This window comes from Paenibacillus sp. 4624 (genome assembly GCF_050435065.1).
Lineage (GTDB): Bacteria > Bacillota > Bacilli > Paenibacillales > Paenibacillaceae > Paenibacillus > Paenibacillus amylolyticus_D.
On the sequence record NZ_JBNDJR010000004.1, the window covers coordinates 61,262 to 83,356 of the forward strand.

Genomic DNA, 22,095 nt, shown 5'->3' on the forward strand with positions numbered 1-22,095 from the left:
TTCACATGTACATGAATACATGTACTATTCACCGTATCCAGTGAACCCATAATTAAGAATGGTATAAATCTGTAGAAACCGAAACCGCTTTTTTGGAAGGAAAAAGGGTTGTCCTTTTCTTAACAGACTCATGTCCATTTTAGTATTTGACGAAAGAAATTGTCAAGAGAATGCAGTATTGTTAGTCTTCTCGTCTAGTCCCATAACAATGCTTCATCATCTTCGGCATCTTCTGCTCCATCCTCTTCCATTAAACGATTCATGACCCGGCGCACCAGATCCGTGCTAAAACCGCGTCGCATCAAGTACGGGAACGTTTTACGTTTCTTCTCCTGCACATCTCCACGAACCTGTTTCCACTTCTTACGACCAGCTATTAATGCGGTGTCGTATTCCGCATCCTCACTCACGTCATCTAGTACCTCAGCAATGAGTTCACTTGCAATGCCTTTTTGACGCAATTCTTGCCTTATCCACAGTTTCCCCTTCCGCTGCCCCTCCATACGCTGTCTTGTCCATTCCTTAGCAAATAGATCATCATCAACGAGTTTCTCTTGTACCAGCCGATCCAAAACCTCGTCAATGATTGTCACAGCGAACTCTTTTTGCTTTAGTTTCTCCTTTAATTCATGACGCGTCCGTTGCTTAAACTCCAAGAAACGTAACGATTGCACATACGTTCGCTGGCGTTCATCCGCAATGATGATTTCCTCCAGATCTTTCTTCATGAAAATGTTGCCGCGTGTCATCCTGTATTTAATCATCACATCTTCCAGAACCGTAAGTGAGTAGTTGCCAAATGAAATCAGGTAGCGAGCCTCTCTGCTCTTGGTGCGTTCTACCCGGGTAATGATAAGTTCTTCATCATCTGGAAATTGGGAGATGCCATTTAATTTTGCTGATTCTTGCAATTCTTCTTCATCATCTTGTTTGTCATATTCTTGTTCCTTTTGGCGATGTTTCACTACAATCTTCACGCTCCCCTTTGTTTATATTTCGGGTTAAAAATGAGAATCCCCTTCGGTCGCTCTTACGATCTCGATTCAGCTCAGGTTACAGATGGCATAGATGCTAACAGCCTCTGTCCGGAATGGACAGAGGCTGTTAGCATCGCGAAAAACCAATCCTATTTAGCTAGCTAAAGCATTAGCAATCGCTCAATACAAAGTTTACTGTGAAAGAAGATCAAAGCCTTCCCGCACAGAAGAATTACTCATTAATTTCGAATAATTCCTGTTCTTCAGCTGCTTCTTTTTCTTGCTCTTCACTCGTAGGAGCAGGAACAGCCGTTGTCAGATTGCTGGCTTCACGAATTTTCTGCTCAATCACATCAGCAATTTCTTTATGTTCTTTCATAAACTGCTTTGCGTTTTCGCGGCCTTGACCTAAACGTTCGCCTTCGTATGAATACCATGCACCACTTTTGTTCACGATATCCAGCTCTGTACCGATATCGATGATACTTCCCTCTTTGGAAATACCTTCACCATACATAATGTCAACTTCCGCTTGTTTGAACGGAGGCGCCACTTTGTTTTTAACAACTTTAATACGAGTACGGTTACCCGTAATGTCATTGCCCGATTTGATACTCTCGATACGGCGTACATCTAGACGAACCGTGGAATAGAACTTTAATGCACGGCCACCTGGTGTCGTTTCCGGGTTACCAAACATAACACCAACTTTCTCACGAAGCTGGTTGATGAAGATGGCAATCGTTTTAGATTTACTGATTGCACCGGACAATTTACGGAGTGCCTGAGACATCAAACGAGCCTGCAGACCAACGTGGGAATCCCCCATCTCTCCTTCAATCTCCGCTTTTGGTACAAGTGCTGCTACCGAGTCAATAACAATGATATCTACTGCACCACTGCGTACAAGAGCCTCGGCGATTTCCAATCCTTGCTCACCTGTATCCGGTTGAGACAAGAGCAATTCATCAATGTTAACACCCAGTTTGCTTGCATAATTCGGATCAAGCGCGTGCTCAGCATCGATAAACGCAGCTTGTCCACCTGCACGTTGAACTTCAGCAATAGCATGTAATGCCACAGTTGTTTTACCTGAAGATTCAGGTCCATATATTTCAACAATACGGCCTTTCGGCAAGCCGCCTGTTCCTAATGCAATATCCAAAGCCAAAGATCCGCTGGGAATAACTTCCACATTCATGTGAGTTGACTCACCCAATTTCATGATGGAACCTTTACCAAATTGCTTCTCTATTTGACGGAGCGCCATATCAAGCGCGGCACGACGGTCTGACAATAAACTCACACCCTTTACTGTTTATAATATAATGATACCTTGTTTTAACTCGTTTGCCAAGCTTTTTTTCGAACATATATTCGTTTTTTTGTTCAGGCCGAGGCGCCTCTTCCTCATGGAAATCGATGAAAAAACAGAAAAAGAACCGTAAACAAGGCTGTAAAGCCACATTTTACGGTTCTTCCGTCTACAATCATTATACTTCCTCAATTATGCAAATGCAATCTGCCTGCGTAATCATCAATCAATAGCGACTAACTTTTGCCATAACCGATACAGAATCGCTTTTGCCGAGCGAATGCGAACCGTTTCCCGGTTACCGTTAATCCGGAGTTCATGAATCTCCGTATCCTTCCCACGCTCAGCCAGAGCGATAAACACGAGGCCTGGTGGTTTACGTTCCGAATATCCCGGGCCGGCTACTCCGGTAATCGCCAAACCAAAATCAGCATCCCCGATCATGCGGATCTGCTCTGCAAGCACTTTTGCCACCTCTGGGCTAACAGCACCTGGTGCATCTTCACCCTCCAGGTAACTGTGAGGCACATTTAACAGCTTTTCTTTGATCTCATTAGAGTAACATACAATGCCACCTTTTAACATTGATGCACTTCCAGGCACCGAAGTTAAACTCTGCATCACAAGCCCTCCTGTGCAGCTTTCGGCCGCGCTCAGAGTCAGCCCCATATCAGACATCATTGTAACAATCGTGTACTCTATAGGCACATCCTCGTTAGCGTAGAGATGTTCAGATAAACGCTCACGGATCTGCACTTCCATCGCATCCAGCTTTAGCTTGGCTTCTCCTTCGCTCGGAGCCTTGGTAGACACACGTACGGTCACTTCTCCCTCACTCGCGTAAGGAGCAATCGTAGGGTCTGTCTGTCCGTCGATCAAGTCAAGCAACCGATCCTCCAAAGCAGATTCTCCGATGCCTGCGAATTTCAACATTCGTGAATAAATCGGCATTTCTTCTGTAAGAGCATGCTGGAGCAACCAAGGTTTGGCTTCCTGCTCGAACATTGGAATCAATTCTTTAGGTGGCCCAGGCATAACAACATAATATTTATCGTTATCCGCAATCGCGTTTCCTGCAGCAAGTCCAGTTTCATTCGCCAGAGGGGTTCCACCCTCTAGAACAATGGCTTGGCGCCGATTATTTTCTGTCATTTCCACATTCCGATCGCGGAAGAAACCTTCAATTTTATCCATAGCCATACGGTCAATATGCAACTTCCGATTTAGCACTGCAGCCAGCGCGTCTTTTGTCAAATCATCCTGCGTTGGCCCGATGCCCCCGGAAAATAGAATAATGTCTGCACGCCCCTGCGCGATGCGTATCGCTTCACTAAGCCGATTCTGATTATCTCCAACTACCGTTTGAAAATATACGTCAATCCCCATTGCAGCAAGTTCCCGGGAAAGGTATCTGGCATTGGTATTTACGATCTGTCCCAGCAGTAACTCTGTCCCAACTGCAATAATCTCTGCCTTCATTTTGGCTTCCTCCTGTACATATGTGGAGTAGTCAAAGGGCAATAGGATGAGTTCCTATTGCCCTTTGACCCAATGAGTCTTTCATCATTACCCGTTTCAGCTTAAATCATTACGCTTTAGATAAATGAAGCAAGTTTTTGTTTTTGATAAAGTAGTCGATTCCAGACCAGATGGTGATCAGAGCCGCTACATATACCGCAATTTCATCGACATGAATACCCGTGTATGAGAAGGGGAAATTGTTCAGCAGTAGCAAAACAATGGCTACAATCTGCACTACTGTTTTCAGTTTGCCCCATGCACTCGCCGCTACAACCGAACCGTCCAACAAAGCAATCTGACGTAGACCGGTCACGGCAAATTCACGGCTGATAATAACGACTGCAATCCACGAATCCAGCTTGCCCATTTGAACCAATGAAATCAAAACAGCGGTGACCAGAAGCTTGTCTGCCAGAGGATCAAGCAGCTTGCCCAGATTGGTGACCATATTGTTTTTCCTTGCAAGATAGCCGTCTATTCCATCCGTGCTTGCAGCAACGATAAAAATAAAAGCAGCAATTAACTGGTTATACGGAAGCGTAAAGCTCCCAAAATGTAACGGCTCTGGATAAAACGGAAAATCCACAAGCAGGAACACCATCAAAAAAGGGATTAAGCAAATTCGTGCAAGCGTAATCCGGTTGGGTAAATTCACAAGACGCCCTCCCTTTGTATCCTCCATTACTTCAAACAATCATCTTAATTCCGTATTCATCATCTGAAGCAAGAAATGAACGATTGAAACGTCGACTTATATTTACATAAAAGCCTATGTAGAAACGCAAAAAATAAAGTCTACCGCTCAAACGCAAAACTGCTTTTAAACGCTCCGGCGACTTCCAGAAGTGTACTGCTTTTCACAAAGTCAGCTAACGATGAAGACTGGGCTTGATGCATGACTGCCAGCAATGCACATTCAGTATAATATACGTACCAATACAGTGTCAAAAAGACATTTCTGTACAAGAACTTTTATTTAAAATTGGTATATTGCAGATCCAGTGGCAAGTTAGCTCCATTAAGAAGTTGCATAACGGCTTGCAGATCATTTTTGCTTTTACCTGTCACCCGAAGCTGGTCTCCCTGAATCTGACTCTTCACCTTCAGTTTGGAATCACGAATGAGGATATTAATTTTTTTAGCCACATCCTGATCAATGCCCTGTTTAAAATTCAAACGCTGGCGAACAGTACCAGAGGAAGCTGGCTCCACTTTCCCGTAATCCATATTTTTCAGCGGCAGCCCACGCTTTGCCATTTTCGATTGTAAAACTTCAATAACCGCTTTTAATTTTGTCTCATCATCAGACACAATCGTAAGAGCATCTTTATCCAGTTTCAAGCTGCTTTTACTGCCCTTGAAATCATAACGAGCACCAATTTCTTTTTCCGTTTGCGTAACGGCATTGGTCAATTCTTGCAAGTCCATTTTGGACACAATATCAAATGAATTTTCTGAACTCAAACCGAGTCACCCTTTCAATTAATCATATGTTCTGTAACATTATAGAGTAAACTTCAAGCAAAAGTCTAATTTTAGTCATGTTTACTAGAGTAAAAGGCTGGGCAAAACCCGGCCTCTCCTCATCAAACCGTACGTGAGGTTTTCCCTCATACGGCTTTCCGATGTTTGTCATTCATGGGCATGCAGATTACAATAGCGTTTTTAATTCATATTGACTGGCGATGTACTTCACCTCGGCTATTGAACCTATCCATTTTCTGCGTTGTCTCTTCTTCGCGTACCACCGGGTTAACCGTTGCAACATATACCAGTCCAGCTTCGCTAATTTCTTTTGGCTGTAGGAGCGGTAGACTTTGTCGTACAGAGCATGAAATTTACGCTTCTTGTTCTCCTTGGCCACATGACCTAGCTTTTCTTGGAGTTGTTGAACTTCTTCCTTTGGTGTTGTTAGCCGGTTGGCATTCACTCACTCGTACCTCCTCCAAAAGCATAAACAAAGTAGGGCTCCTTCCCTCCCCAAGGTTATGTTGTCCTTGGGTTCTTCGGTACTATGAGCCCCTCGGACTCCCTTCCCACAGACGTTTCACTTCGTCTTTTGGACTTATAGAGCGTCTCTTTACGGGGGTTAAAAAAAATCCCGTGTGGGGGAGGGTCTCCCCAGTTCACTGCATCCTCTTTCAGACCATGCCGCTCCCTTTACGCCGGAGGATTCTCCGCTGTCGCTCCAAGTTCCAAACAGTTTCCTTGACCTTCGTCGATATGAGCGCGACTCGGCTTCCTCTTGTCCCTCTTGCGAGGCCTTTTTGACGATGCGGCAGAATTCACTTGATGTTACGGCCTGGCATGTCGCTCGCTTTGTCTCTGACAGGTACTTTTGCCGATATGCTTTTACGCACAGATTTCGCCATACGCAAATATCCTAGCTACGCAGGGGCTTGGCCCCTCCTGCGACCGGACTTTCACCGGCTAGAAGATGCGTGCTTTGCTGGGCACGCCTCATAGAAAAAAGCATTTTTGGAGTACCATTCGGTCACCAAAAATGCTTGCTGGTTGAGCTGCCTTAATACCGGCTACGGTTAGGCTGTCTGAACATATCGAGCACACCGAGGACGATATGCGCAAGTCCAAAGCCCAATATTCCGTAACCCCAGGCATTTGGAGTCAGGTAATAACCCAGGAGGCTGACAATAATCCCTAAACCGGTTACGATCCAGCTGACTGTCACGGCCATCCACCTCACTTCACCATAAGTTAACTGCAATTGAAGACAAGATTATTGTCTCCTGCAGTTAGCTAGGTTATTCGTTGCTGGAGCTTCCGCCTTCTGAGGAACCACTGGTCGTTGTGCCTGTCATGCCTTCAGTTCCCGTGGAAGAAGCTGTGCTATCTGTATCCAGTTTAAGACGAATGCGGTTGGTTGCTTTGCCGTCCGTTACTACTTGACCGCCAACATCAATGGTTGTTGCCGCCGCATAACCGGATTTAATGTACATGCCTGCACTGTCCAAAGTAAATGTAAACGTGTCACCGTCGGCTGTATTGCCATACTCCAGCTTCTCACCGCTTGAATTCTCGCCTTTATACACTTCAAGCCAACTGTTACCTGTTGCCTTGATCGTAACAGTTACAGGCTGACCTGCGCTTCCGCTAACTTTGAAGTTTGTAATATTGCCTGATTTACCATCCTGAGAAACAGTAACTGAACCAGGCGTAGTTGGCGGTGTTCCCTCTTGGTTCTCACCTGTTTGTCCGTCGGTTTGTCCGTCAGTCTGTCCATCGGTTTGAGTGTTATTTTCACCGTCGGTCTGACCATTCGCTTCATTACCGCCGCCGTTTCCGCCGGCATCACCTTTACCGGTATCATTCGATCCCGAATCGGTTGCAGGCGGAGTTGCAGTTTGCCCGTTATCGGATGGTTGATCAGGTTTGTCATTAGCAGGCTTCTGACTGTCCGTAATTTTTGTATCATCTAGACCTTGTGGATTGGTGTCATCACCTTTGTTGTTTGCCATATACACATACAAAAGCACGATAATCAGAATAGGGAACGTCCACATTAGAGCAACAGACATCCAGCGGTTGCTCCGCTCCGCCGGCCGACTGGAGCGCTTCTGGATTACCGGTTCCATGGTTGCTTCCGCAGTTTCTGCGGGTACGTCCTTTTTATGTCCTTCCAGCAGCTCATCGGCATTCAGTCCCACCGTTTCCGCATAGGTTTTTATAAATGCACGCACATAGAAGCTGCCAGGTAACACTTTATAATCCCCTGCTTCTATAGCCTCCAAATACCTCTTGCGAATTTTTGTCATTTCCTGTACATCGTCGAGACTCATCCCTTTTTGCAGCCGGGCCTCTCTTAACTGCTGACCCAGTTCAGACATGCCATCTCCTCCTTCTGTTTATCTCTTCAGTTGTTGCGGATCTATTCCATGATTCCGTACGGAGCTTTACAGTTCGTCGGTATAGCTTGCCGTAAACGTATCATAAATAATTTCTTCGTTAGGATTATTACGCAATTCAATAATAATATCAAAATTATTATAATCATATTCGGATTCCTGCACAAAAATATCCGGGTGCTCAATCACTTTCGTACTAGGCATCGACATAATATCCTGCAACAGATTATAGTGCCGCTCACTGGAGCGAATTGTGCTGACAATCCCATCAATGATAAACACATTATTCGGGTTCAATTCGTCTTCGGACATTTGGCTCCGAATCGTTTGGCGAAGAAGGGTAGAAGATACAAAAGTCCAACGCTTCATAGCACATACACTGCCTGCGATGATTGATTCTGTTTTACCAACTCGCGGCATACCGCGCAAGCCGATCACTTGATTTCCCTCTCTTTTAAATACTTCACCCAAAAAATCAACTAGTAACCCAAGTTCGTCCCGGGTGAAACGAAATGTTTTGCGATCATCCGAATCCCGGTCAATGTACCTACCATGTCGCACAGCCAGAATATCCACCAATTTGGGTTGACGTAGTGCCGATACCGTAATGCTGTTGACTTTACCAAGCATCTCTCCGAGCAGACGGATCTTTTCATCATCATCTGACTCGAGCAACATGCCCCGCGTTTTGCCTTCCACACCGTTAATGGTCAATATATTGACTTCAAGCATCCCCAGCATAGAGGCGATATCCCCCAAAAGACCAGGTCTGTTCTTATGTATTTTATATTCCATATACCATTGTTTAGTTTCCATGTATACACCCCGTAATGCATTATTCCACATTATTTGACAACATCCGAACGTGTCCACTGGACGCTATTTCGGGTCGTCTTCTAAAAATGGGTCACGTTAATGATATATAAAATGAAAATGAATTACAAGAACAGCTCTGTAATCCGTTTGTAATCATTAGAGAAAAGCCCCCTTGCGGGAGCTCTTCATCTCTTGCCTTTATGCGTTTTGTTTGGCCAATTTGACCATCAGGCACGCAATCGTACGACGCTCATCCGCATCGCCGACATCCCATAGTTCCTTCAATGCTCGGTTGGAATGGTTCGCCGGATCAACTTTCTCATCCAGAAAGTCACCGATCTCGTACGCCAGTTTGTTGATGGTTTCTTCACTCATTCCCATCTTCTCGGCTTGCCGAACGCGATCACCCAGGAACTTCTTCCATGTGTCAAAGTTAGAAACTACTGTGTTTTCTGTTGACATGATAAATCCTCCTTAGCTGACGCATGAGATTTAAAATCAACAGTTGTAATATGTGCTTCCCGGACATTTTATATACGAGCTTTTAAAATTAAATCAAGCTGTATGTCAGAACTCAAACACCTATATACCATATTCAGCTAAGCATATGCTGGTCTTATAACTTGAACACCGGCATTAAGTCAGCCAGCCTCCATTAGGGCTGATAATCTGTCCATTGATATATCCCGACTCAGGAAGCGCGAGAAAATAAACCAGTGACGAAATTTCGTCCGGCTGCGCCAGTCGCCCCGCAGGAATCTCATCTTCCAACATCTTCAGCTCACTCTGATCCAGATGGTCTAACATCGTCGTCTGAACAGCCCCTGGAGCAACGGCGTTCACCGTAACGCCGGAGGGAGCAAGCTCTTTGGCAAGTGCCTTGGTGAAGGCATTTACCCCGCCCTTGGTTGTGGAATACAACACTTCACAAGATGCACCAGATAACCCCCAGATTGACGACACATTAATGATTCGGCCGTATCTTTGGGAGATCATATGTGGCATCATCTCTTGTGTGCATAGAAAAGTACCTTTCAGATTAATCGCCATCACTTCATCCCAGATTTCCTCTGTCACATCCGCAAGCAAACCATAGTGAGATATACCTGCGTTGTTCACAAGAATATCCGGCAACAACTCGTGAGAAGCCAATTTTTCCCGCATGCGCTGAATCTGTTCCCTGCTGCGAAGATCCGCTGACACCGTCATAATGCGTCCATTTCCCCGCTCCATACAACGTCTTGCCGCTTCATTGGCCGCTTCATGCGATTTCATATAGTGCAACACCACGTTCATACCTACACTGGCAAACCGCTCTGCAATTGCAGCTCCTATGCCTCCGCTTGCCCCGGTAACCAGAACAGTCATTTCCCCTATAGCTTTCACAATGTGTCCCCCCATAACTTTCACTCCCAATCTAGTGAACCCTTCAAACTTCGTCCTGTTTCCTCTCCATGGTTAAGGACTAACAACGAGTGATACAGCCAGCTGATCCCAACGAATATGCTCTTTCAGTCTTTGATTTACATCTTGAAGCGTAATCGCTTCATACAATGAAATCATATTGAAAAAGTCACCGCCACGGAATTGCTGACGTGTGAATTCATTCGCTATGTTTTCCGGTGAATTGAGCATGCGCAAATAACCGCCAATTTTCTTTTTGCGCGCTCGTTCAAAATCGGAAGCATCGAATCCTTTTTGCACAATCACTTCGACTTCCTCGCGTATCCGTTTCAACAATTGATCCGGGTCTTTGGTATCCCCACCAACCGCAGAGAAGGCATATTGCGGTGAACTGATATAGTCATGTCCAAAACTATCCGAGATCAGATCTTCATCATAAAGCTTCTGAAACAGACGTGTGCTGGAACCAAACAATAGATCCATCATCAGCTGCGTGGTTGTGTCCCTGCGCAAAAGTGCCTCTCCTGTAAGTCCAACATCTGTTTCTTTGAATCCAAACAAACATTTCGGCAGGGAAACGGATAATTTGACCTCTCGTCTGGCCTCTCCCACCTGCTCTGGCTCTGGTTCAAAGAAGCGGTGAATCGGGCCCTGCGGCTCGAAATTTTTCTGCTCCTGATTGGAACGAACCATGCTAATGACCTGCTCAGGATCAACACCGCCGACAACAAACAAGAGCATATTGCTTGGATGATAAAATGTGTTATAACACGTATACAACGTTTCTTTTGTGATCGTGTTAATGGATTGAACCGTGCCCGCAATGTCAATATGCACCGGATGTTTTTGATACATCGCTTCAATCAATCCGAAATAAACCCGCCAATCCGGATTATCGGCATACATATTTATTTCTTGTTCAATAATGCCTTTTTCCTTGTTGACGTTTTGATCTGTAAAGTACGGATTTTGCACAAAATCAACTAATGTTTGTATATTTTCATTCATATTTTCGGTTGCCGAAAACAAATAAACGGTCTGATCAAAACTTGTGAATGCGTTGGCAGAAGCACCATGGGAAGCAAATGTTGCAAAAATATCACCCGTTGGCTCCTCAAACATTTTGTGTTCCAGAAAATGAGCAATACCGTCAGGCACCTTTACCTCAGCTTGTCCTTCCACTTGAAAGTGATTGTCCACTGACCCGTATTTGGTCGCAAAGGTGGCATATGTTTTCTGAAAACCCTGTTTAGGCAAAACATAGACATGCAGTCCACTCGCCATTACTTCGTAATATAATGTCTCCTGCAAATGTTCATACCGAATGCTCTCCACGACTATTCCTCCTTCTCGTCCCGCAAGAAATAAATCGTATCCAGACGGAACTGCTCTGCGGCCTCACGAACATCCTGCTTGGTAATCTGCTCGAGTTGTGCAAGCAGCTCTTCAGATGTTCTCTCCTTACCGGACAACTGAGTGTTAAAATCGTAAGCAATCATCTCAAAAGCAGCATCCTGCATTTCTTTTAACAGATTACGGATCATCGCTTTTGTCTGGGACATCTCCAGATCGGTGATATGACCAAGTTTCATTTCCTCAAGCTGTTGCTTGATGATGGTCACTGCTTTTTCATAATTGGGAATCTCAATCCCGGATTGAATCGTGGCAATGCCTTTGTGCCCATCATATCTGGAAGAAGCATAATAGGCGAGGCTTTCTTTTTCACGAACATTAACAAACAGCTTCGAATGCGGATATCCACCCAGAATACCGTTATACATTAGCGCTGCTGCATATATATCATCTGCATAGGTAATGGAAGTGCGAAGCCCTAGGTTCAGCTTACCCTGCCCAATATTCAGCCGTTCAATGACCGTATTTGGCTCCTCATCCCCACGCAGCGCCTTCTGAGCCTGATAGTCAGAGGAAATCTTACGTTCAAGGTTAAAATGACGCTGTACCAGTTTCTCCACTTCTTCAAGTGTTGTATCCCCAACCACATACAAGTCCATACTGGCTTCCTTTAGCCAGTTTTCATAAGCAGCTGTTAATTCAGGAGGCTCAATGACGGGCAGTGTTTTTCGTTCACCCAGGGGATGAAGACGGTAAGGCTCATGTTTGCACATTTCTTCGATACACCGTTCAGCCGCATAACGCATTTTATCGTTCACAATGGACTCCAGCTTTTTACGAACCGTCTCGCGCTCTGCCTGCACGTACGACGTTTTGAAGTGTCCATCTTCCCTTGCGGGTTTGGTCAACACTTCACCAAGAAACGCAAACGAACGATCCAGAAGTTGCTGCTCCCCACCTCCGACAAACGAATCATTAATGGTATCCATACGAAACTGCACAATCTGATAATCACCGCGTTTATAGACGTCAAAACCAAATCCTGCTCCATACAAATGCTCCAATTGCTCTCGAAACTGCGTTGTTTCCGGATAGGACTCTGTCCCTCTTCTTAAAACAAACGGTGTCAATGCCACAGGAGTAACAGTGTCCTCGCGTAGCGGAACTCCGGCATACAGTGAGATAGCAAACGTTTTGAAACGTTTGGTTGGAAGCACATGGATACGTAGCTGTTTACGGCTCCCCCGTTCAAATGCTGCGGTATTCAAATGTCAAAACCCCTTTACGGCGTCATTTAGATAACCTGTCCTTAAGCTTAAACGTAACCACCATTTTAAACTATCCAAAAGCCAAGAAGCAACCAAAGTGATGCCTTCTGGTTGCTTCCCGCCCGATTACATGCAGAATATATGCTGCCCGATCGTTTTCACCTGCGGACGAGTCCAGATCCATTTGGATGTGGCTGTCTTCGGGTTAAAATAATACAAACATCCACCGGAAGGGTCCCACCCGTTCAATGCCTGTTCAACAGCTTTTTTCGCCTGAGCGTTCGGTTCCAGATAGATCTGTCCATCGGCTACGGCTGTAAATGCTCCCGGCTGAAAGATAACCCCAGATGGAGTAGAAGGAAAACTTGGTGAGTTTACGCGATTCAGAATAACAGCGGCTACGGCTACCTGACCTTCAAACGGTTCGCCTCGCGCTTCGCCATATACGGCATTCGCCATAATTTTAAGCTCGTTCTCGGAGAGTCCCATCGCATTGGCAGAACCCATATTGTCCTTCTCATTACTTGAAGGTTCTCCACCTCCGCCTGTGTCTCCCCCAGATGCCCCTTCTTTATGCAAAGGAGGCTCGGTAGGTGACCATTTCGTGCTGGCGTTATACAGCTTTAACTTGGTTTTGGCTCCAACCACACCATCTGCCTTCATGCCAAACTCAGATTGAAACCATTTCACTGATTTCAGCGTGCTGCTGCCAAAATTACTATCGATTTTGCCATTGTAGAAACCAAGATACTTTAATCGTCCCTGAAGCTCGTAGACATCCTGACCGTAACTACCATATTTGACGGTATTGTTACTGAAAGTCGGCATTGCTTTTTCCTCTACTGGAGGGTTGTTCTGAGCAGCATTTTGAGGCGCTGTATGCTCAGGAAGCAAATAACGGATTCCAAGCGCGGTTATCAGCAAAATAGCAGTGAAAAGCCATAGGTTCATTTTTCGCATCGACTAAGCTCTACCTTTCTCTTGTGGGATTTAACAGAATCGCTACCGTTATTATGACAAGCAGTCATGTTTCCTATGCACCAAACCATCCGATCTCTGGAGCAAATGGCAAAACCTCAAAAGCTGTGGAACAGCAAAAAAACCTCCAACCATAAAGGTTGAAGGTTTTCTAACGCTTCATTATGAGCTTATTTTGTTCTGTTGATACTGTTCCAGCGAAACAAGCACTTCGCGCGGTTTGCTGCCTTCATATGGCCCAATCACACCTCTGGCTTCCATCGAGTCAATCAGACGCGCTGCACGCGTATAACCTACCCGCATTCGACGCTGCAAGAGTGACACCGAAGCCTGCTTCGCTTCCAGAATGATCTGTACAGCCTGCTCGTATAACTCATCCTGTACTTCTTCCGTTGCTTGACTGGAGTCATCTACCTCTGGCACAAGGGATTCATCATACTGCGCTTCACCTTGACCACGAACGTAATTCACGATATTTTCAACCTCTTCATCACTCATAAACGCACCCTGAACACGAATCGGCTTGGAAGCACCCATTGGCATGAACAGCATGTCACCACGACCTAACAACTTCTCCGCTCCACCCATATCCAGGATCGTACGTGAATCAACTTGTGAGGATACGCCAAATGCAATCCGTGAAGGAATATTGGCTTTAATTACCCCTGTGATAACATCAACGGAAGGACGCTGCGTCGCAATGATCAAGTGAATGCCGGCTGCACGAGCCATCTGTGCAAGGCGCGCAATCGCATCCTCTACATCTCCAGCCGCTACCATCATCAAATCAGCAAGCTCATCCACAATGACCACAATGTAAGGCAATACCGCTGCCGGGTTATCTTTCATCAAATTGTTATATCCCTCAACGTTACGTGTACCTGATTTGGAGAACAACTCATACCTTTTCTCCATCTCAACTACAATCTTTTTGAGCGCAAGCGACGCTCTTTTCGGATCGGTCACAACCGGTGCCATCAGATGCGGAATTCCGTTATAAACATTCAGCTCGACCATTTTGGGGTCAACCATTAGAAACTTGACCTCATCCGGCTTTGCTTTATACAAAATGCTGGTAATAATGCCGTTGATACATACCGATTTTCCTGATCCGGTAGCACCAGCCACTAACAAGTGAGGCATACGAGCCAAGTTGCCAATGATCGTCTGACCGGATATATCACGTCCAAACGCAATCGTTACTTTGGATTCAGCATCCTGGAACGTAGCTGTTTCCATCACTTCACGCATGGTCACAACGGATACCTCGCCATTCGGAACTTCAATACCAATTGCCGATTTCCCTGGAATCGGTGCTTCCATCCGAATATCTTTCGCAGCCAGAGCTAGAGCGATATCATCGGTAAGACTGACGATCCGGCTAACCTTGACCCCGATATCTGGCTGAATTTCATACCTCGTAACCGCTGGACCTCGGACAACCTCCAGAACTTTGGCACGTACACCGAAACTTTCTAACGTTGCTTCCAGCTTGCGCGCAGTCTGCATGTAATCCTTCTGATCGCTGCCTTTTCCACTATTATTAGGCTTGGACAAAAGACGGAATGAAGGAAGCTTGTATGGCTTCGGCGGGGGTGGTGGCGGTACGATCGGTTGCGCATTCTCTCCTGCCACACCATCCTGCTCCGTTCCAGAGTTCAACGTTTTACTCGGCCCTCCATCCGTCATCTCTCGCTCAGGATCGGCTTGAAGCATGTCTGTTGTGCCATGCGCATCAGTCCACTCTGCTTCTACCAGTTCATCTGTAAATTTAATATCTGCTTTGTCTACCTGACCTAGAGTGCTGTCGTTATGATTCAGATCATCCGGGAAAGGATAGGCATCATCCAGATCATCATCTTTGTCAGAGCCCTCTGATCTGACATGTTCAAAGAAGTCACGAATAATCGGTGCCGAATCAGCCTTGGTCTGCGTTACCGATGCTGCTGCACCAACAGCTGCTACTCCAGAACCTTTGATCACAGATGACCCAGTCCCTCCAGACCATGCCTCAGTTGGCAACTCCTGCCCAGCACGATAAACGACCTGTTCCGAGTCAAACACATCTGTTTCTGATGATTCCTCAGCCTGTTTCGCGGGCTGACGATCCGCTCCCCATTTCCCGAACAACTGGAAGAAAATCGGAGCCTTACGTTTGGGCAACTGTCCTTCTTGGGAATCGGGAGAATCATAATCGTCATCCTCTTCCTCATCATCAACGGGTACAGGCGCAAGTTTACGTGCATTGCTTTTTTTAACCCCCGCCACATTGGAAGCGGAACGTTTTGCAGGTCTGGATTCAAGCTTTTTATACATGGAACTGCCAGCATCCCAAATTTTTGTTCGGAATATGCGTATCAAATCAACGTAGGAAAGCCCCGTAACAAGCATAAAGCTAATCACAAACATCACGATCATGATCAATCTTGCGCCAAGACTGCCAAATAACCACAAAAATAAAGCAAACTGTCCTGCACCAAGATACCCGCCGCTAATATCCTTACCAAGCATGGAATCCCGTTCTCCAGAGACAGCAGGGGTCAATAGTTCAGTTTGCATATCGTTATGTACTTGGGTCAGCACCGCACCTGGTTCAAGTGCGTCAACCGGAAGCAACTTCTGATGCATGGCGGATATGGTACTCATCAGGGTTAAAGCAAAGACCAGCAGTACCAAACCGGTCTTGCGTGTAGTCCAGCCACTCGGCCACTTCCGATGAATCATCACCATCAAACCGTAATATATGCCCACAAGCGGAATCGCAAAATAAAACTTGCCAAGCATCAGTCCAAACATCTTGGAAAGCGAACGTCCCACTGTGGCTTCACCCGATAGAGCTATAACTGCCAGCGTGATTAGCACAATGCCGTAAATTTCATATTTTAAGACGCCACTAAATCCGGCACCCTTTTTTTTCCTCTTTTTTCTTCTGGCCAAAATCAGGTCACCCCCAGAAGAATATTATACCATACAAATATATTCCGTACATATGTTCTTTTTCTGCACCATTTGTCTAAATTCGTCGCGTTATGTTGGGCTTGTGTTACCCGAAAGCGGAACAGTTGAACCCGGCAGATTGGACGGATCCAGATACGCTTCAAGTGGGCAGTCAAGTAAACGCACAATAACAGCTTCGGTGTCATTTACCGGTCTGACTTGCATTAACAAACCATTCATTCGGATCTCTTTCGTATCCCCAATCTCTGTCCACATGCCTGACCATAGTTGCTCGGGAGGCATCACAGTATACATAGTTGTCATTGTGTGTATCCTCCCGCTTGTATCGCTTGTCTTTTATCTCCCATAAGCTTGTTCAATTGTGCAATCGCTTGGCCAATACCACCAACAGCATCCATCAACCCGTACTTGACCGCGTCTGTACTTCCTACCGCTGTTCCAATATCCCGATTCAACTCACCTGTCTTGAACATTAATTCTTTGAACATGTCTTCAGAAATGTTGGAATGCGAAGTTACAAACCGTACAACACGCTCCTGCATCTTCTCCATGTACTCAAACGTCTGGGGTACACCTATGACAAGTCCATTCATACGTATCGGGTGAATCGTCATTGTGGCACTTCCCGCAATAAGCGAGTACGTGGAAGCAACGGCAATCGGTACGCCAATACTATGCCCTCCTCCAATGACAACGGTCACCGTTGGTTTGCTCAAAGAGGCAATCATCTCAGCAATAGCAAGGCCAGCTTCCACATCGCCACCTACGGTATTCAGAATGATCAAAATGCCTTCAATCTTCGGATTTTGTTCTGCCGCTACCAGCTGCGGGATAATATGCTCATACTTGGTTGTTTTGTTCTGTGGGGGTAAAATCAAATGTCCCTCAACCTGACCGATAATGGTCATACAGAAAATATTAGATTCGCTGGCTGGTGACTGTGTTTGCCCGAACTGCTGAATGGATTCTGTGACTGGAGAAAGCTGCTTCTCCTCCTGCACCGGAATATCTGGAGCCTCGGCCTCCGACTGATTGGATTTTGGCATTCGTTTGTTGTCATTCATCTGCTCATTCATGAAATGCTGTCTCCTTCTCCTGAAAAATATAATTGTTGTCTTTTCCTTAGTATGGGGAATCTGTCAACAACCTTATACTTTCCCTGAACAAACATTTCCATGAATCGCTTTTCGGCATTCGTTTTCAGTCTTTAAAATAAAAAAAGCCCCTTCTCTACGAGGAACCGTCCAATATTACTCGTAGAAGAAGGGGCGACTGTGTGCCTGATTATATGTTTTTCATTAAACCTATTTTAAACTTCCATAATGATTGGCAAAATCATCGGTCTACGACGCGTTTGCTCATACAGGAAACGTCCCAAAGCATCTTTAACATTTGTTTTAAGTGAAGCCCACTCGTTTACATTTTCACTCATCAGCTTCTGCAAAGTACTGCTTACAATGCGATTAGCCTCATCCAGCAGTCCTTCTGATTCACGTACATACACGAATCCGCGGGAGATAATATCCGGACCAGAGACGATTTTACCATCCTGCTTGCTGAGTGTTACTACGACAACCAGAATACCATCCTGAGACAGCAACTTACGATCACGCAATACAATGTTACCAACATCACCTACGCCCAGACCATCGATCAACACGTTACCTGCAGTTACTTTGCCTGCTTTACGTGCAGCTCCACCTTGAATCTCAACAACTTCACCGATATCAGTGATGAAAATATTGTCAGAGTCGATGCCTACAGATTCAGCGAGAACCGCGTGACGACGTTGCATCCGGAATTCACCGTGAATAGGCAGGAAGTATTTCGGTTTCATCAGGTTGAGCATGAGCTTCAATTCTTCCTGGCTACCGTGACCAGATACGTGAACGCCACTGTTAGCTCCGCTGTAATGTACGTTAGCTCCCAGACGGAACAGTTCGTCAATTGTACGGCCTACATACTTCTCGTTTCCTGGTACAGGTGTTGCTGCAATGATAACGGTATCTCCAGGAAGGATGTCCACTTTACGATGCGTAGAACGCGCCATACGTGTCAATGCGGACATTGGCTCACCTTGGCTGCCTGTGCAAAGAATAACTACACGATCTGCAGCCATTTTGCCAACTTCTTCTGGCTCAATGATCATTCCGTCTGGAATTTCCAGATAACCTAAATCCGAAGCAATACCCACCACGTTTACCATGCTGCGTCCGATCACTGCAACTTTACGTCCAGTAACCTCTGCTGCATTGATAACCTGTTGAATACGGTGTACGTTGGAAGCAAACGTTGCGACAACGACACGCTGGCTTGCTTTGCGGAAAATATCTTCCAGAACAATGCCTACGTTTTTCTCAGATGGAGTGAATCCGGGTTTCTCCGCATTGGTACTGTCAGACAGCAATGCAAGTACGCCGTTGGTTCCGATCTGTGCCATACGTTGAAGATCTGCATACTGACCATTCACTGGCGTATGATCAAATTTAAAGTCCCCCGTGTGAACAACTGCACCTTCCGGCGTTTCTACACATACCCCGACGGAATCCGGAATACTATGATTAGTAGCGAAGAATGATGCTTTCAGCGTTGTTCCCAGTTCGATCTCTGAATCTGCATTGATGAGGATACGTTTCGTCTCACCCAGCAAATTAGCTTCTTTCAGTTTGTTCTCTACGAGACCAAGTGTAAGTCTGGTTCCGTAAACAGGAACATTCAAGTGTTTGAGGACATATGGCAAACCGCCGATGTGATCCTCGTGTCCGTGAGTTAAAATGATGCCGCGTACTTTATCACGGTTCTCAGTCAAGTACGAAATGTCAGGGATGACAATATCAATACCAAGCATATCTTCTTCTGGGAATTTAAGACCAGCGTCTACGACTACAATGTCGTTCGCGTATTGGATAACATACATATTTTTACCAATCTCGCCTACGCCGCCCAATGCAAAAATCATCAGCTTCTCGTTATTATTATTTTTCTTAGACAAATGAATCTGAACCTCCTATGGTAGTTGGACGTCGTACCTTATTATTTATTGTAAGTTAAGAAAAGTAGTTCAAACATCACACCCCAATGAATTAGGGATGAATGCAAAAGAACACCTTTATTCACGATATTTGGAAGAAGTTCTTCGAAGTTATACCCCATCACCAACAGGTTGGATCCGAATTTTCCCTCTTAGCCGTTCCTTCCTTTTTCACCGCAAAGCCACACCAACGAAACGATGTCGCTTTCAATTTCAAAAAAATACCGCACCCAGTCACTTGACATCATTATACATGATTAAAAACAGAAAAAACAAGTCACTCTCTCGTTAACCTGTAGGTTTCCCTTCCTGCAAAAAAAGAAACCTTACATCGCTCATCAAAAAAAGAACCGCTGCCTCTACCTGAGAGGTGCGGTTCTTTCGTTAAACAAAGCGTTCGTGCTTATCATTAATAAACGTCTAAAGAATTCAACTTTTATTTACAATTGAAGCAGATTTTTAATGTAATCCTGCTCCTCTGTAGTAGGCGGAATCAAAGGCAGACGCACTGAGCCTACGTCCAGTCCACGCAATGTTAATGCATATTTTACCGCTACCGGATTAGGCAAAGGCTCTGGGCACTCAAATAGCCCTTTGAAGAGCGGGAAGAGCTTCTGATGAATGCGTCGCGCTTGTAGAGGATCGCCGCCATAAAAGGCATCGATCATATTTTTCATCTCTGCGCCTACGACATGACTCGCCACGCTAACGATCCCGTGAGCACCGACTGCAATGGCAGGCAGGCCAGCTGCGTCATCCCCTGAATAGACTCTGAAATGATCAGGCGCGCCCGCAGCAATTAAAGTCACCTGCTCCATAGAGGCACATTCCTTAGTCGCCACAATATTCGGGATTTGTGCCAGTCGCAATGTGGTTGCGGCAGACAGGTTTGCTACAGTACGTCCAGGTACATTGTAGAGCATCACTGGCAACGTCGTTGCAGCAGCAATCGCTTCAAAATGTCTAAACATACCTTCTTGGCTCGGCTTGTTGTAGTAAGGTACAACTAATAATACTCCGTCTACCCCGACACGTTCAGCTTCCTCTGTCAGATGGATGGAATGCGCTGTATTGTTGCTTCCCGTTCCCGCTATAATCTTGCACCTTCCGGCCGCATGTTTCACTGCAAATTCGAATAATTGAACTTTCTCTGTATCACTAAGTGTTGGCGACTCCCCTGTTGTTCCAGAAATCACGAGAGTCTCCGACTTTTGATCAACGATCAGATAATCGATGAGACGTGCCGTTTCCTCCCAATGAATCTCTCCTTGTGCATTGAACGGAGTGACCATTGCTGTAATCAATCTTCCAAAGTCCAAATCGATTCCTCCCTCAAAACAAGTCTGGCTCCGCTAACATGGGTGAGTTACAAGTGAAGTTCGAATGAGGTATGAAGTGCCCTCAAGGCCTGAACCATATCTTCTTTTTTGACAAGCACCCAGATCGTTGTATTGGAATCCGCAGATTGCAAAATCTGAATGTCTGCAAGTGTCAGTGACTCCACAATACGGGCCATAATACCAGGCACACCGTTAATTCCTCCGCCGATAACAGATACTTTGGCACAGCCGGACAAACTTTGAGGCTTTAGACCGATCTCCTGCAACACGCGTATAGCCTTCTCGGAATCACTATCAAATACGGTATAGACAACTCCCGAGGGGGTAACATTAATAAAATCAACGCTAATTGAATTTTCAGCCATCGTTTTGAAAACTTTTAATTGCAGGCGATCTGTCCCACCAGGGACATCCACCGTAATCTGCGTAACATTGCTCACATAAGCAATACCGGTCACATAGCGGTCAATAATGCCAGTCTGTACATCCTGAAACCCTTCCGGGTGGGTAACAAGCGTACCTTCTGTGTCAGCAAAAGTAGATCTTACCCGAACGGGAATCTGCGATTGCATCGCAATCTCGACGGCACGCGGATGAATAACCTTCGCCCCATGATGAGCCATGTTACAGATTTCTGCATAGCTTACGACGGTCAGTGGACGAGCATCTTCAACAATCCGAGGATCAGCAGTTAATATCCCGTTAACGTCCGTGTAAATGTCCACCATCTCAGCTCGTAGTGCTGCACCCAGAGCTGTAGCAGATGTATCACTGCCTCCACGCCCCAGTGTGGTAAAATCACCTTTTTCCGTCTGTCCCTGAAATCCAGTTACAATGACAACACGACCGAGTTGAAGCTGTTCCAGCACACGAACAGGACGGACATCCAATATCCGGGCATTCCCGAAATTGTCGTCCGTCACAAAACCCGCTTGTGCGCCGGTCAGCACTGAAGTTGGAATGCCTTCATGTTCAAGCAAACTGCTGAGCGTTGTTGCAGAAATAATTTCACCACAGCACAGCAGTAAATCTTTTTCGCGAGCAGATAAAGCATTTCCGTTCTGTGCAGCCCAGTCCAAGAGTGTATCCGTGGCATAAGGCTCACCGCGGCGCCCCATAGCTGACACCACAATAACAAGGTTAAAACCCGCTTCTAGCTCACGTTTAACATGACGGAGCACATGCTCTCTCGCTTGCACGGTAGAGAGCGATGTACCTCCGAATTTTTGTACCATAATACGCATCTTTATTCCTCCATTTGTGTACGCAAG

20 protein-coding genes are annotated in these 22,095 nt (G+C 45.7%); all 20 read right to left on the reverse strand.

All coding sequences use genetic code 11. The annotated features are described in order from the left end of the window. Positions 1 to 194: 194 nt before the first annotated feature. On the reverse strand, positions 195 to 965 hold the full coding sequence (locus ABIE27_RS10715) for a regulatory protein RecX (RefSeq protein ID WP_429350527.1): 771 nt from the start codon (positions 963 to 965) through the stop codon (positions 195 to 197). Positions 966 to 1,209: 244 nt separating this feature from the next. Beyond that, on the reverse strand, positions 1,210 to 2,274 hold the full coding sequence (gene recA / locus ABIE27_RS10720) for a recombinase RecA (RefSeq protein ID WP_123067086.1): 1,065 nt from the start codon (positions 2,272 to 2,274) through the stop codon (positions 1,210 to 1,212). A 240-nt stretch (positions 2,275 to 2,514) separates the two neighbouring features. After that, complete coding sequence (locus ABIE27_RS10725; protein WP_123067085.1) at positions 2,515 to 3,771, reverse strand: competence/damage-inducible protein A; 1,257 nt, start codon at positions 3,769 to 3,771, stop codon at positions 2,515 to 2,517. A gap of 109 nt (positions 3,772 to 3,880) precedes the next feature. Beyond that, positions 3,881 to 4,468 carry a CDP-diacylglycerol--glycerol-3-phosphate 3-phosphatidyltransferase gene (gene pgsA / locus ABIE27_RS10730; protein ID WP_123067084.1) on the reverse strand — a complete coding sequence of 196 codons (588 nt, stop codon included), beginning with the start codon at positions 4,466 to 4,468 and terminating at the stop codon, positions 3,881 to 3,883. A gap of 317 nt (positions 4,469 to 4,785) precedes the next feature. Continuing rightward, the gene (locus ABIE27_RS10735) at positions 4,786 to 5,277 is read right to left on the reverse strand and encodes a YajQ family cyclic di-GMP-binding protein (RefSeq protein ID WP_090923812.1); all 492 of its coding nucleotides are present in this window, start codon (positions 5,275 to 5,277) and stop codon (positions 4,786 to 4,788) included. Between the two features lie 187 nt (positions 5,278 to 5,464). Next, on the reverse strand, positions 5,465 to 5,743 hold the full coding sequence (locus ABIE27_RS10740) for a hypothetical protein (protein WP_429350528.1): 279 nt from the start codon (positions 5,741 to 5,743) through the stop codon (positions 5,465 to 5,467). A 594-nt stretch (positions 5,744 to 6,337) separates the two neighbouring features. Beyond that, complete coding sequence (locus tag ABIE27_RS10745) at positions 6,338 to 6,502, reverse strand: hypothetical protein (protein ID WP_167375816.1); 165 nt, start codon at positions 6,500 to 6,502, stop codon at positions 6,338 to 6,340. 73 nt (positions 6,503 to 6,575) lie between these two features. Next, positions 6,576 to 7,658: a RodZ domain-containing protein gene (locus ABIE27_RS10750; protein ID WP_429350529.1), complete on the reverse strand. Its 1,083-nt coding sequence runs from the start codon at positions 7,656 to 7,658 to the stop codon at positions 6,576 to 6,578. A gap of 66 nt (positions 7,659 to 7,724) precedes the next feature. Then, positions 7,725 to 8,492, reverse strand: a complete 768-nt coding sequence (locus ABIE27_RS10755; RefSeq protein ID WP_123064538.1) for a DUF3388 domain-containing protein — start codon at positions 8,490 to 8,492, stop codon at positions 7,725 to 7,727. 198 nt (positions 8,493 to 8,690) lie between these two features. Continuing rightward, on the reverse strand, positions 8,691 to 8,954 hold the full coding sequence (locus tag ABIE27_RS10760) for a DUF3243 domain-containing protein (protein ID WP_123064504.1): 264 nt from the start codon (positions 8,952 to 8,954) through the stop codon (positions 8,691 to 8,693). A 174-nt stretch (positions 8,955 to 9,128) separates the two neighbouring features. Then, positions 9,129 to 9,893 (reverse strand): elongation factor P 5-aminopentanone reductase, encoded by a 765-nt coding sequence (ymfI, locus tag ABIE27_RS10765; protein ID WP_123064503.1) that lies wholly within the window; start codon positions 9,891 to 9,893, stop codon positions 9,129 to 9,131. Positions 9,894 to 9,950: 57 nt separating this feature from the next. Next, positions 9,951 to 11,231: an EF-P 5-aminopentanol modification-associated protein YfmH gene (yfmH, locus tag ABIE27_RS10770; RefSeq protein ID WP_429350530.1), complete on the reverse strand. Its 1,281-nt coding sequence runs from the start codon at positions 11,229 to 11,231 to the stop codon at positions 9,951 to 9,953. A 2-nt stretch (positions 11,232 to 11,233) separates the two neighbouring features. Next, the gene (gene yfmF, locus ABIE27_RS10775; protein ID WP_429350531.1) at positions 11,234 to 12,517 is read right to left on the reverse strand and encodes an EF-P 5-aminopentanol modification-associated protein YfmF; all 1,284 of its coding nucleotides are present in this window, start codon (positions 12,515 to 12,517) and stop codon (positions 11,234 to 11,236) included. A gap of 126 nt (positions 12,518 to 12,643) precedes the next feature. Then, on the reverse strand, positions 12,644 to 13,477 hold the full coding sequence (gene sleB, locus ABIE27_RS10780) for a spore cortex-lytic enzyme (RefSeq protein WP_123064500.1): 834 nt from the start codon (positions 13,475 to 13,477) through the stop codon (positions 12,644 to 12,646). Between the two features lie 180 nt (positions 13,478 to 13,657). Next, positions 13,658 to 16,432, reverse strand: a complete 2,775-nt coding sequence (locus tag ABIE27_RS10785) for a DNA translocase FtsK (RefSeq protein WP_429350532.1) — start codon at positions 16,430 to 16,432, stop codon at positions 13,658 to 13,660. Between the two features lie 90 nt (positions 16,433 to 16,522). Then, positions 16,523 to 16,756, reverse strand: coding sequence for a YlzJ-like family protein (locus ABIE27_RS10790; RefSeq protein WP_123064498.1), 234 nt, complete (start codon positions 16,754 to 16,756; stop codon positions 16,523 to 16,525). Further along, a complete protein-coding gene (locus ABIE27_RS10795) occupies positions 16,753 to 17,517 on the reverse strand; it encodes a ClpP family protease (protein WP_123064537.1) in 765 nt (254 codons plus the stop codon). The genes ABIE27_RS10790 and ABIE27_RS10795 overlap by 4 nt, the downstream gene beginning before the upstream one ends. A 245-nt stretch (positions 17,518 to 17,762) precedes the next feature. Next, complete coding sequence (locus tag ABIE27_RS10800) at positions 17,763 to 19,412, reverse strand: ribonuclease J (RefSeq protein WP_429350645.1); 1,650 nt, start codon at positions 19,410 to 19,412, stop codon at positions 17,763 to 17,765. Between the two features lie 512 nt (positions 19,413 to 19,924). Further along, on the reverse strand, positions 19,925 to 20,803 hold the full coding sequence (gene dapA, locus ABIE27_RS10805) for a 4-hydroxy-tetrahydrodipicolinate synthase (protein WP_123064496.1): 879 nt from the start codon (positions 20,801 to 20,803) through the stop codon (positions 19,925 to 19,927). Between the two features lie 47 nt (positions 20,804 to 20,850). Further along, positions 20,851 to 22,068, reverse strand: a complete 1,218-nt coding sequence (gene dapG, locus ABIE27_RS10810; RefSeq protein ID WP_090923822.1) for an aspartate kinase — start codon at positions 22,066 to 22,068, stop codon at positions 20,851 to 20,853. Positions 22,069 to 22,095 lie beyond the last annotated feature (27 nt).